Below are 12,607 nucleotides of genomic sequence, written 5' to 3' on the forward strand. Positions count from 1 at the left end.
CCTGCGACCGGCGCCAAAATTGAACAGCCAGCCGGATGACCGGCTGGCTGCATTTTCGTGGCTTAAGCGGACTTCTTGTCGTCTTCGTCTTTGACTTCTTCGAAATCCGCGTCGACAACGTCGTCTTCGGCTTCAGAGGTGGCTTCCTCGCTGCCTCCGTCTTCCGCTTCAGCGTCGGCCTGAGCTGCCTGATACATGGCTTCGCCCAACTTCATGGAAGCTTCGGCAAGCGCCTGCGTCTTGGCCTTGATGTCTTCCAGATCTTCGCCTTCAAGAGCGGACTTGAGCGCCTCCAAGGCACTTTCGATCGCGGACTTGTCGTCTTCGGAGACCTTGTCGCCATAATCCTTGAGTGACTTCTCCGTGGAGTGCACGAGAGATTCGCCCTGGTTCTTGGCTTCAACCAGTTCCTTGCGCTTCTTGTCTTCATCCGCGTGCGATTCAGCGTCCTTGATCATCTGATCGATGTCACTGTCGCTGAGACCGCCGGAGGCCTGGATGCGGATCTGCTGTTCCTTGCCGGTGCCCTTGTCCTTGGCGGACACGTTGACAATACCATTGGCGTCGATGTCGAAGGTGACCTCGATCTGCGGTACGCCGCGCGGTGCCGGAGGAAGACCGACGAGGTCGAACTGGCCAAGGACCTTGTTGTCCGCCGCCATTTCGCGCTCACCCTGGAAGACCCGGATCGTTACTGCCGTCTGATTGTCTTCAGCGGTGGAGAACACCTGGCTCTTCTTGGTCGGGATCGTCGTGTTGCGGTCGATCAGGCGGGTGAAGACACCGCCAAGCGTCTCGATGCCCAGCGACAGCGGGGTTACGTCGAGAAGCAGTACGTCCTTGACGTCGCCCTGCAGAACGCCGGCCTGGATCGCTGCGCCCATGGCGACAACTTCGTCCGGGTTCACGCCCTTGTGCGGGTCCTTGCCGAAGAAAGTCTTGACGGTTTCCTGGATCTTCGGCATGCGGGTCATGCCGCCGACCAGAACAATTTCGTCGATTTCACCAGCCGCAAGGCCGGCGTCCTTCAGAGCCGCTTTCATCGGGTCGATGGTCCGCTTGACCAGATCTTCCACGAGCGATTCGAATTTCGCGCGGGTCAGCTTGAGCGTCAGGTGTTTCGGACCGGATGCATCGGCCGTGATGAACGGCAGGTTGATTTCGGTCTGGGACGAGGACGACAGCTCGATCTTGGCCTTTTCGGCAGCTTCTTTAAGACGCTGCAGAGCCAGCTTGTCGTTTTTCAGATCGATGCCCTGGTCCTTCTTGAACTCGGCTGCGAGATAGTCGACCAACACCATGTCGAAGTCTTCACCGCCAAGGAAGGTGTCGCCGTTGGTGGACTTCACTTCGAAGACACCGTCGCCGATTTCCAGGATGGAGACGTCGAAGGTACCACCACCAAGGTCATAAACCGCGATGGTCTTGCCGTCGTTCTTTTCCAGACCGTAGGCGAGTGCTGCCGCAGTCGGCTCGTTGATGATGCGCAAGACTTCCAGACCGGCGATCTTGCCGGCATCCTTGGTCGCCTGGCGCTGGGCATCGTTGAAGTATGCCGGAACGGTGATGACCGCCTGGGTTACCGTCTCGCCGAGATAGCTCTCGGCCGTTTCCTTCATCTTCTGCAGAATGAAAGCGGAGACCTGCGACGGGGAGTACTTGTCGCCGTTGGCTTCCACCCACGCATCGCCATTGTCGGCCTTGACGATTTCGAACGGGACAAGTTTCTTGTCCTTGCCGACCGTCGGGTCGTCATACCGGCGCCCGATCAGGCGCTTGACTGCGAACAGCGTGTTGGTGGGGTTTGTAACCGCCTGGCGTTTCGCCGGCTGGCCCACCAGCCGCTCTCCGTCGTCGGAGAACGCCACCATCGAAGGTGTGGTGCGGGCGCCTTCAGCGTTTTCGATAACTTTGGGATCCTTGCCGTCCATGACGGCGACGCACGAGTTGGTCGTGCCGAGGTCGATACCAATGACCTTTGCCATATGTGCCTCTCTTTCTAGCAAACCGGATAGACCCATGAAGGCGTCAGTCCGGCTCCTCTCACTTGGGTTCCGGGAAATCCCGGACGATGCGCCAGAGCAAATGCTCGGGATTTGGCGCAAAGCTTGATCGCTATATAGGTGGATGAAACAATCCCTGCAAGACATGTGAGCCATGACAATGCCCTGCGCTGGTGGATAAATCCTCCAGTTGGTTACTCTGCCGGGGTCAATAGCAAATCGGCAACCACATGCAAAGGTTTCCGGCCCGTTCGGAATTGGTTCAGCCTTTGGATTTATGCTCCGCCCCGACCCTTTCCGTCAGGCCTGCGGAGGCTGCCATGAACGACCCCGACCTTTGGACCCGCATAAGCACCTGCCACCCGGACGACGTGGAGGCCGATTTTCCATTCTCGAAACGGCTCGCCCGCGACAACGGCTGGACGCATGACTTTGCTCTGAGCGTGATCACCGAATACCAGCGCTTTGCCTATCTCAGCCGGATGAAAGCCGGAATGGTGACACCGAGCGACGAGGTCGATCAGGCCTGGCACCTGCATCTCACCTACACGCGCCACTATTGGGGTGCGTTCAAGGACGCGCTCGGCGGCGCCCTGCACCATATGCCAACCAAAGGTGGGGCAAATCAGGCCGCGCTCTTCCGGGAGGCCTATGAAAAAACGCTGGATCTTTACCGGACCGAGTTCGGCACGGAGCCTCCGGCCGATATATGGCCGTCCGCCGCCATCCGCTTCGGCAAGGCACCCCACTTTCAGCGGGTCAACTCGAAAGATGTCTGGATTGTCTCCAAACCCGCCGTGCCCGGATGGGTTCTAAGGACCACCCGGCATCTGGGGTCCGTTCCCATGCGCGCCTATGGTGCACTGCTCTTTCTATTTGCGCTGCTCTTCGGGACCGGGCTCGCCTTTGCCCATGGAGAGCCGGCCGGAGATACCATTTTTGAAAAGATGCGCAACATGGTCTGGCATTGGGCGAGCGAGCATACCGCCTGGTTCGTGATCGGCATTGTCTTCCTGATCATCGCGATCCGGGCCATTCTCAGCAAGGCATCGGGAAATGCGTCGGGGTGCGGCGCAGGCTGCGGCGACGGCGGCGGTGGCGGCGGCTCCGGCTGTGGAGGCTGCGGCGACTGAGGAACTCCTGTATGAAGACACCATGCAGGATATTCCGATCAATGGCCTGACCGGCCTTTCCTATCTCCCGGGCTATTTCGACCGCACCGCCCAGGAAGCGCTGTGCGAAGAGATCCGCACGGCTGTCGCCGAAGCGCCGCTCTATCAGCCCGTGATGCCGAAGACCGGCAAACCGTTTTCGGTGAAGATGAGCAATTGCGGCCCGCTCGGCTGGGTGTCGGATATCGAGGGCTACCGTTATCAGCCCGATCATCCTGTGTCGGGACGTCCCTGGCCAGATATCCCTGTCCGGCTCAGGGCGCTCTGGCAGGACGTCGCCTCCGACGCTGCCGAGCCGGAGGCTTGCCTGATCAACTATTATGAGACAGGCGCGAAGATGGGCCTGCATCAGGACCGGGATGAAAAGACCTTCGATGCACCCGTTGTGTCGGTCTCGCTCGGCGACACGGCAACCTTCCGGGTCGGCGGCCTCAAGCGGAACGACCCGACAAAGTCCTTCCGCCTGCAATCCGGCGACGTCGTGGTTCTGGGCGGTGACGCCCGTCTGGCCTTTCACGGCATCGACAGGGTGCTCAAGGGAACATCCACACTGCTCAAGAATGGCGGGCGGATCAACCTGACACTGAGACGGGTGACACCGCCGGATTGACGACGCGGTTCCGCCCGAAGTTGCTTGAGAGCGCCCTCTCAGATCGCAAGATAAGTCAGGACCAGCGCGCAGGCGGCAATGACCCAGAGCGCGATCCGTCCGGACCGGGTATGCCGCGCCTCGGCGCGGCCGATGGCCTCGGCGGTCGCGGCATCGAACCTGAGCCCGTCCCGGGTCATGTGTTCCAGTGCCTCGGACATGTGCCCGATCCGGTCCGCAAAGATCGGCAGGTCGTTCGCGGCTCTTGTGAGCGCGGTGATCACGTCGCCCACATCGCGCAGCTTGCCGACCGGGCCCAGATTTTCCTTGATCCAGTTGCCGACGACCGGCTCGGCCGTGCGCCACATGTCGAGATTCGGATTGAGCGAGCGGGCGACCCCTTCGACCACGACCATGGTCTTCTGCAGCATGATCAGCTGGGTCTGGGTGCGCATTTCGAAGAGCTCGGTGACCTCGAACAGCTGCGTCAGCAGCCGCGCCATGGAAATCTCACTGGCGTCATGACCGTGAATGGGCTCGCCAATCGCCCGGATCGCCTGGGCGAACATGTCGACATCCTGATTGGACGGGACATAACCTGCCTCGAAGTGCACTTCCGCGACGCGCCTGTAGTCGCGGGTGATGAAGCCGAACAGGATCTCGGCCAGAAACCTGCGCTCCCGCTTGTTCAAGCGGCCGGTGATGCCGAAATCGACGGCGACCAGCGTGCCGTCCTCCTGAACGAACAGGTTCCCCTGGTGCATGTCCGCATGAAAGAAGCCGTCGCGCAGCGTATGGCGCAGGAAACTCTGGATCACGGCAGCACCCAGCGCCTCCAGGTCGTGACCGTCCTCGATCAGGCCTTCGACGTCCGACATCTTGCGGCCATCGATCCATTCCATGGTCAGGACGCCCTTGGCGGTATGCAGCCATTCCACGGCGGGAACGCGAAAACCCGGATCCTCCGCCGTGTTTTCCGCCATTTCCGACAAGGCTGCCGCTTCCAGGCGGAAATCCATCTCGATGGCGACCGACTGGGCGAGCGTGTCGACAATGGCAACGGGACGCAAGCGGCGCGAGGGCGCATGGAACCGTTCGGCGAGACGGGCAACCAGATAGTAGCTTTCCAGATCGCGCTGGAACCGGCGCGAAACGCCGGGCCGCAAGACCTTGACCGCGACCTTCTTCTCCGTGCCGTCGTCCCGGCGGATGATTGCCGGGTGTACCTGGGCGATGGAGGCGGCCGCGACCGCTTCGCCGAACTCGGCAAAGATCTCATCGACCGGACGCCCGAGCTGTTCGGCTACGGCCGCCCGGGCATCGTTATGATCGAAGGCCGGCAGCCGGTCCTGCAGTGCAGACAGCTCCCGCGCCGCGTCCTTGCCGACGACGTCTGCCCGGGTCGCGAGGAACTGCCCCAGCTTCACATAAGACGGACCCAGTTTGTTCAGAGCGTCCGACAGGCGAAGCTCGGCACTCTTGTCCTTGACGGCGCGCCGTTCAAGCAAACGTGCAAGCGCAATTCCGAGCCGCGGTCCGGGCGGCAGATCCGGCAGGGAGACCAGGCCGAACACACCCTCGCGCGCCATTACGAACCCGGCCCGCACGAGGCGGAAGAAAGGCATCACCGCCATAAGTCAGAATTTCCAGCCGTAATGCAGTGCCGCGATGCCGCCCGAGTAGTTCCGGAAACCGACCCGTTCGAAACCGGCATCGCGGATCATGTCCGCGAACCGTTCCTGGCTCGGGAATTTCCGGATCGACTCAACAAGGTACTGATAGGGATCGGCGTCGCCGGTCACCCATCTGCCGATCGGCGGGATCGCGTTGAAGGAAAACGTGTCGTAAACCTTGTCGAGACCGGGCACGTCCACCTCGGAAAATTCAAGGCAGAGGAAACGCCCGCCGCGCTTCAGCACGCGGCGCGCGTCGCGCAACGCTTTGGGAATGTCCGGAACGTTGCGGATCCCGAACGCGATCGTGTAGGCGTCAAAGCTCTTGTCGGGAAAGGGCAGTTCCTCGGCGTTGCCCTGGGAGAAGGTGATCAGGTCCTCAAGACCCGCCTTCGCGGCCCGGTCGCGCCCGACGGACAGCATGGATTCGTTTATGTCGCAGACAACGGCGGTCACGGCCTCGTTCGACTTGCGCACGACACGGGTGGCGATGTCGCCGGTGCCGCCGGCCACGTCCAGCAGCCGCCACGCGGAGCGCGGTGCCTTCGGCGGCGCAAGGTAGGACACCATCGCGTCTTTCCAGACCCGGTGAAAACCGCCGGACATCAGGTCGTTCATCAGGTCGTAGCGTTCCGCGACCTTGTGAAAGACATCGTCGACCAACAGCTGCTTCCGCCCCTCTGCGACCTTGGAAAAACCGAAACTGGTCGGCATGTCCTCCGGCGCCCGGCCGGAGTTTCCCGCTTTGCCCTGAGCCTGTTGCGTCATGTTTGCGCCTCCTGGCGGATGCTGTCTTAAATTTGCTTCAAATCGCGCCGGACAATAGTACAAGCACCTCACAAGCGCTATCTTTCGCGGCCACGAAAAGCCATTTGCCGCAGGGCTATAGCGCGCAACAGACGCAGACACCAGTGGGGAGACATTCGCAAATGCCCGAATTGCCGGAAGTCGAAACGGTCAAACGGGGTCTGGCACCCACGTTGGAAGGCGCGCAGATCCTGTCCGTCGACCAGAATCGGCCGGACCTCAGGTTCGCGTTTCCGGACGGGTTCGTGTCCCGTCTCGCCGGGCAGAACGTTTCCGCGTTGTCCCGGCGCTCAAAGTATCTGCTTGCCGATATCGACAGCGGCGATGTCCTGGTCATGCACCTTGGAATGTCGGGCTCGTTCCGGATCGAGAATGATGTTTTGAACGAAACACCCGGATCCTTTGAACACCCGCGCAACAAGGATCCCAAGCATGATCATGTGATCTTTCATCTTCAGACCTCCGACCGAACGCGCGCACGCATCATCTATAACGACCCGCGCCGCTTCGGTTTCATGGACCTTATCCCGCGCCAGAGGATTGCCGATCATCCGCTCTTCCGGGACCTCGGTCTCGAACCGCTTGGCAATGATCTGAGCGGCGATGCGCTGGCAAGGCTGTTCAGGGACCGGAAAACACCGCTGAAGGCTGCCCTTCTCAATCAGAAGCTGATCGCGGGTCTTGGCAACATATATGTATGTGAGGCGCTGTGGCGCAGTGGTCTCAGTCCGCTCCGGCCCGCCGGATCCCTCGTCACGAAAACCGGCAGGGCCACCAAGAAGGCAAATCTTCTTGCAGCCAACATCCGGGAAACGCTGCATGACGCCATCAGGGCAGGCGGATCTTCCTTGCGCGATCATGCCCAGACCGACGGGACGCTCGGGTATTTTCAGCACTCCTTTGCCGTTTACGGCCGCGAGGGCGAGCCCTGCCGGACGAACGGGTGCAAAGGTACCGTCGCCCGCGTCGTCCAGTCCAACCGTTCGACCTTCTTTTGTCCGTCCTGCCAGACCTGACCCACGGAAACGCCGCTGCAGCGTTCCACCTTTTGCCAACCTTGCCAGACCGGGCCCGGGTCGGTTAGGCATGTCGCGTAACACTGACAGGTGCTGGCACTGGGAGCAGGCGAAATGGGATACAAGAACATTCGTGTCGAGAAGCGTGGCAAGGTCGGCCTGATCACCCTCGACAGGCCGAAGGCGTTGAATGCACTGAATTCGGAACTCATTGCCGAACTCGGAACTGCTCTGGACGGCTTTGACGAGGACGAGCGCATCGGCTGCGTGGTCATCACGGGCTCAGAAAAAGCATTTGCCGCCGGCGCTGATATCAAGGAAATGCTGCCGCACGACTTTTCGTCTGCCTATCAGACGGACCTGATCACCCCGTTCGACCGCGTCTCGCGCAACCGCAAACCGATCATTGCGGCCGTTGCAGGATATGCTCTGGGCGGTGGATGCGAACTGGCGATGCTCTGCGATTTCATCATTGCGGCAGACACGGCCAAGTTCGGTCAGCCCGAAATCACGCTTGGCGTGATCCCCGGCGCGGGCGGCACGCAGCGGCTCACGCGTTTCGTCGGCAAGTCCAAAGCGATGGAAATGGTGCTGACCGGACGCATGATGGATGCCGAGGAAGCCGAACGCAGCGGTCTCGTCAGCCGGATCGTGCCGGCAGACGACCTGCTGGAAGAGGCGTTGAAAGTCGCCGAAAAGATCGCGGAGTTCTCGTTGCCCGTCGTGATGATGGCGAAAGAGAGCGTCGACCGGGCCTACGAAACGACACTTTCTGAGGGTGTGCGCTTCGAACGCCGCGTCTTTCAGGCGATGTTTGCACTGGAGGATCAGAAAGAGGGAATGACCGCGTTTTCGGAGAAGCGCGCACCCCAGTTCCGCAACAAATAATCTTGGCGGTTGCCTTGATAAAGCCGTTGACGGCGACACAAAGCGCGATTATAAGCAGCGCCCAATCGGTGGCGGTCTTCCGCCGCCTTTGTTTTTTGATCGGGTCTTAACGCCGATGCGCTTAGATCCCGATCGCCACCGGACACTTGTCCCAATTACCGATCAGGATTGAGCCCATGGCCAACACACCATCGGCCAAGAAGGCGGCCCGTAAGATTGCCCGCCAGACGGCCACGAACAAAGCCCGCCGCAGCCGCGTGCGCACCTATCTGCGCCAGGTTGAAGAAGCCATCGCTTCCGGTGACCAGGCTGCAGCAAGCGAAGCCTTCAAGGCAGCCCAGCCCGAAATCATGCGCGCCGCTTCCAAGGGCGTCATGCACGCCAATACGGCGTCCCGGAAGGTTTCCCGGCTCAATGCGCGGATCAAGGCTCTCAGCGCTTGAATCGCAACGTCATCAGACCGTTAAAAAGACCCGGCATCACTGCCGGGTTTTTTTTAGCCGTGTAATTTTGTGGATGACAATCTTTTGCATTTTTCGTGTTGCCTATCGTAAATTTTACCAGCCAACATGCTGACACAGAAATTTGTTTTTAATCAATATCTTACACACATGTAGGAATCAGAAAACTCAATCGAACCGGATTCGATACGAGTCAATAGATCCTGTTTGAATTTTTTTTTGAAATGGCCGTTTTTAAATTGTGACAGTGTGCCCGAGAGCAAAAAGTTATTGCCGCCAAAAGCATTTGCTCCCTCGCCCACAACGGACAAAAAAACTTTGACGTTGGGGCAAAAACAAGGCTTTTCCGGAAATCGTCAAAAGTGGCTGTTGCCCCCTCTAAATCCGTCTGTATATTAGGGGCACGGCTGGCGACGAAGACCAGCACACAACGTAAAAACGGTGCTTGGAACAAACATGAATAAGTCTAAACGATGTATAGCTGAGCACGCGGTCTCCAAATCGTGGGTTGGATACATACTTGTATTCAATGCACAGGGTTCTTAGTTCATTCCCGAACTAAATCTCCACTTCAAAATAAACGGCAATACTTTGAACTGATAGTCTTGCGCTATCTGAGGGGGCAATCGTGCAAAGCGTGGGTGGATACGCGGGTGATATAACCTCGCGAGAGGCATTTGATGCGCTCGCCGAGCGGGCTGATGCGGTGCTCGTGGACGTGCGCACTCAGGCCGAGTGGTCCTTCGTCGGCGTGCCGGATCTGCGCCCGCTCGGCAAGGAAGCAGTACTCGTTGAATGGCAGAGCTTTCCCTCTTCCGGCCCGAATCCAGAGTTTGCAAATGCAGTCTCGAGCCATGTCTCGAAAAAAGGGCTTGACCTGGACGCTCCAATCTATTTCTTGTGCCGCTCCGGTGCCCGGAGCCAGGCGGCAGCAACAGTCCTGACTCAGGCCGGGCACACGCAGTGTTTCAACATATCAGACGGGTTCGAGGGGCCGCTGGACGCAGATCGTCATCGCGGCACACAGTCCGGGTGGAAGGCCGCCGGACTGCCCTGGATTCAGAGTTAGTTTCCCTTCGAAATGACAGGGAGCGGCGGCAGGCATAAAACTGCCGCCAACGATATAACCGTCCCAAAAGGGACAAAATAGCGCTGCAAAAGCAGCAAGGCGTCGAAGATCGGCTGTGGCGGACCGGTCTTCAGGAAACAGGAGGCAAATGATATGCAGGTTCAGGAGGCAGGTGGCTCCGAACATTGGAAGCGGGTCAAAAAACAACTTCGCGCCGAATTGGGCGATGATGTTTTTACCAGCTGGTTTGCGCGCGTAGACCTCGAGGAACACCAGGACGGCACGGTGCGGCTGTCTGTTCCGACCCGATTCCTAAAGCAATGGATTCAGAACAATTACAATGACCAGTTGATGGGTCTGTGGCAGCGCGAATGCGACAACGTTCATCGCATCGAGCTGACTGTGCGCGGCGCGATCCGCCCCAGGCAGACTCCGGTCGCGCAACCCGGCCTGGCGGCTCCCAGCGGCGTCAAACCCATCAGCGCCGATGGCCGGGCAGACGCGCTCGCGGATGCTTCCCAGGTAACGCGCGCCCAGGCGGCGACGGCCGCTCTCGGACGTGGAGACACCAACACGGACAGCGCACGCGATGTGCTGCAGGGTGCCGCGCTTGAACCGAAATACACGTTTGAAACCTTCGTTGAAGGCGAGTCGAACAATCTGGCTTTGGCTGCGGCACGTCAGGTTGCCGCCGGTGGTGCCGTTACCTTCAATCCTCTCTACCTTCACGCTGCAGTCGGACTTGGCAAAACCCACCTGATGCAGGCGGTCGCTGCGAAGGCGCGGGCAAACGGACACAAGGTGCTCTACCTCACCGCCGAGCACTTCATGTACAAGTTCGTGGCGGCGCTGAAATCACAATCCGCACTGGCCTTCAAGGACACGCTGCGGACGATCGATCTGCTGCTCATCGACGACATGCAATTCCTGCATGGGAAGCAGGTTCAGCAGGAGTTCTGTCATACGTTGAACGCGCTTATCGACGGCGCACGCCAGGTGATCGTGGCTGCCGACCGCGCGCCTTCCGAACTTGACACCCTCGATGACCGTGTGCGTTCGCGCCTGTCCGGCGGTCTCGTCGTCGGCATTCAGGAGCCGGATTTCACGCTTCGCCGCAACATCCTGCTTTCCCGCGTCGAAACGGCGCAAAAGTCCTACCCGCAATTCGCGGTGCCTGAGAGCGTATTGGACTATGTCGCGCGCCACGTTGCGTCTTCCGGAAGGGATCTTGAGGGCGCACTCAACCGCCTGATCGCGCACAACCAGCTGACCAATCAGCCGATTACGCAGGAAATGGCCGAGATGACCCTGCGCGACCTGGTACGCTCCAGTGAACCGCGTCGCGTCAAGATCGAGGACATCCAGCGTGTCGTTTCCAAGCACTACAACGTCACCAAGGCGGATCTCCTGTCCGCCCGCCGGACACGCACGATCGTGCGTCCAAGGCAGATCGCAATGTATCTTGCGAAAGTGATGACCCCGCGCTCGCTTCCCGAAATCGGGCGCCGGTTCGGCAACAGGGACCACACGACGGTGCTTCACGCGGTGCGCAAGATCGAGGAACTGGCGCGTGCGGATTATGCGCTTGCCCAGGAGCTCGAGCTGCTGAAACGCATGCTGGACGCCTGACCGCGGCAAGGCACGATTTTCAATCGAAATTGGGGGCGTTCCGCACGGACGCCCCCTTGCTTTTGACCGCGGTTAAGGGCAGTGTCTTCCCCCGCTCCCGATAGGAGCCCAAATGTCCAGATTGGTCGGGACGCTATTCCCGACACCTCACGAGCACGGAAGAAGCGTATGAAAGCGACCCTCGAGCGGACCGATCTCCTCAAGTCCCTGACGCACGTTCACCGGGTGGTCGAGCGGCGTAACACCATTCCCATCCTGTCCAACGTTCTCTTGCGCGCCGACGGAAACACGATCAACCTCAAGGCCACCGACCTGGACCTTGAAATCGTCGAATCCGTGCCGGCCATGGTTGAATTGCCCGGTGCGACGACCGTTCCTGCGCACATGTTTTACGACATCGTGCGCAAGCTGCCGGAAGGATCGCAGGTTGTCCTGGAAACCACCGGAGACAACGCCACGCTCGAGATCCGGGCGGGCCGTTCGAAATTCACTCTGCAGATGCTGCCGGAGACCGACTTCCCGGATCTGACAGCCGGCGACTTCAGCCACGGCTTCTCTCTCGGGGCCGCCGATATCCGCAAGTTGATCGACACCACGCAATTTGCGATCTCGACCGAGGAGACCCGGTACTATCTCAACGGGATCTACCTGCACACCGTGGACGCCGCCAACGGTCAGCAGTTCCGCGCCGTGGCAACCGACGGGCACCGGCTGGCCCAGGCAGAGGTGATCGCACCGCAAGGCGCGTCCGGCATGCCCGGCATTATCGTTCCAAGGAAAACGGTTGGCGAGATCCAGAAACTGCTGGAGGACCCCGAAGCGAATGTTCAGATCGAACTTTCGGAAACCAAGATCCGGATCACCACCGGGTCCATCGTGCTTACATCCAAGCTGATCGATGGCACGTTTCCCGATTATGGGCGGGTCATCCCGCAAAACAACGACAAGGAGATGCGGGTCGACAGGGACGAATTCAAGGAAGCCGTCGATCGTGTCTCGACGATTTCCTCAGAGCGCGGACGCGCGGTCAAACTGTCGCTCGACGAAGGCCGGATGGTCCTCACGGTCAACAACCCGGACTCGGGCAGCGCGACAGAGGAAGTGGCGGTTGAATATGATGCAGAGCCGCTCGAAATCGGCTTCAATTCCCGCTATCTGCTCGACATCGCAAATCAGCTTGGCAGCGACACCGCCCTGTTTCGCCTTGCCGATTCCGGGTCGCCGACGCTGATTCAGGACAACACGGTCGAAGACTGCCTGTTCGTCCTCATGCCCATGCGCGTCTGACCTCGGGTCGGCG

Annotated in this window: 11 protein-coding genes; 8 read left to right on the forward strand and 3 right to left on the reverse strand. The window is 59.8% G+C overall.

Annotated elements, in window-relative coordinates; genetic code table 11:
• Positions 1-62: 62 nt before the first annotated feature.
• Positions 63-1,985: a molecular chaperone DnaK gene (gene dnaK, locus RDA78_RS04380; protein ID WP_434054137.1), complete on the reverse strand. Its 1,923-nt coding sequence runs from the start codon at positions 1,983-1,985 to the stop codon at positions 63-65.
• Between the two features lie 338 nt (positions 1,986-2,323).
• On the opposite strand from dnaK, the gene RDA78_RS04385 reads away from it, so the two are divergent.
• Both RDA78_RS04385 and RDA78_RS04390 read left to right on the forward strand, forming a co-directional pair.
• Complete coding sequence (locus RDA78_RS04385) at positions 2,324-3,136, forward strand: glycine-rich domain-containing protein (protein WP_434054138.1); 813 nt, start codon at positions 2,324-2,326, stop codon at positions 3,134-3,136.
• A gap of 22 nt (positions 3,137-3,158) precedes the next feature.
• On the forward strand, positions 3,159-3,785 hold the full coding sequence (locus tag RDA78_RS04390) for an alpha-ketoglutarate-dependent dioxygenase AlkB family protein (RefSeq protein WP_434054139.1): 627 nt from the start codon (positions 3,159-3,161) through the stop codon (positions 3,783-3,785).
• 38 nt (positions 3,786-3,823) lie between these two features.
• Here RDA78_RS04390 and ubiB read toward each other — a convergent pair whose 3' ends face one another.
• Positions 3,824-5,398 (reverse strand): 2-polyprenylphenol 6-hydroxylase, encoded by a 1,575-nt coding sequence (ubiB, locus tag RDA78_RS04395; protein WP_434054140.1) that lies wholly within the window; start codon positions 5,396-5,398, stop codon positions 3,824-3,826.
• 3 nt (positions 5,399-5,401) lie between these two features.
• Positions 5,402-6,151 (reverse strand): bifunctional demethylmenaquinone methyltransferase/2-methoxy-6-polyprenyl-1,4-benzoquinol methylase UbiE, encoded by a 750-nt coding sequence (gene ubiE / locus RDA78_RS04400; RefSeq protein ID WP_434056099.1) that lies wholly within the window; start codon positions 6,149-6,151, stop codon positions 5,402-5,404.
• A gap of 215 nt (positions 6,152-6,366) precedes the next feature.
• Here ubiE and mutM point away from each other — a divergent pair, with 215 nt between their 5' ends.
• The 6 genes from mutM to dnaN all read left to right on the forward strand — a co-directional run bounded on the left by mutM (position 6,367) and on the right by dnaN (position 12,594).
• A complete protein-coding gene (gene mutM / locus RDA78_RS04405; RefSeq protein ID WP_434054141.1) occupies positions 6,367-7,260 on the forward strand; it encodes a bifunctional DNA-formamidopyrimidine glycosylase/DNA-(apurinic or apyrimidinic site) lyase in 894 nt (297 codons plus the stop codon).
• 114 nt (positions 7,261-7,374) lie between these two features.
• A complete protein-coding gene (locus RDA78_RS04410; protein ID WP_434054142.1) occupies positions 7,375-8,148 on the forward strand; it encodes an enoyl-CoA hydratase in 774 nt (257 codons plus the stop codon).
• A 176-nt stretch (positions 8,149-8,324) separates the two neighbouring features.
• Positions 8,325-8,591, forward strand: a complete 267-nt coding sequence (gene rpsT, locus RDA78_RS04415; protein ID WP_434054143.1) for a 30S ribosomal protein S20 — start codon at positions 8,325-8,327, stop codon at positions 8,589-8,591.
• A 646-nt stretch (positions 8,592-9,237) separates the two neighbouring features.
• Positions 9,238-9,678 carry a rhodanese-like domain-containing protein gene (locus RDA78_RS04420; protein WP_434054144.1) on the forward strand — a complete coding sequence of 147 codons (441 nt, stop codon included), beginning with the start codon at positions 9,238-9,240 and terminating at the stop codon, positions 9,676-9,678.
• Between the two features lie 153 nt (positions 9,679-9,831).
• Positions 9,832-11,307, forward strand: coding sequence for a chromosomal replication initiator protein DnaA (gene dnaA / locus RDA78_RS04425; protein WP_434054145.1), 1,476 nt, complete (start codon positions 9,832-9,834; stop codon positions 11,305-11,307).
• A gap of 168 nt (positions 11,308-11,475) precedes the next feature.
• Positions 11,476-12,594, forward strand: coding sequence for a DNA polymerase III subunit beta (gene dnaN / locus RDA78_RS04430; protein ID WP_434054146.1), 1,119 nt, complete (start codon positions 11,476-11,478; stop codon positions 12,592-12,594).
• The last annotated feature ends 13 nt before the right edge of the window (positions 12,595-12,607 follow it).

Source organism: Roseibium sp. (assembly GCF_051016195.1).
In the GTDB taxonomy this organism is placed as follows: domain Bacteria; phylum Pseudomonadota; class Alphaproteobacteria; order Rhizobiales; family Stappiaceae; genus Roseibium.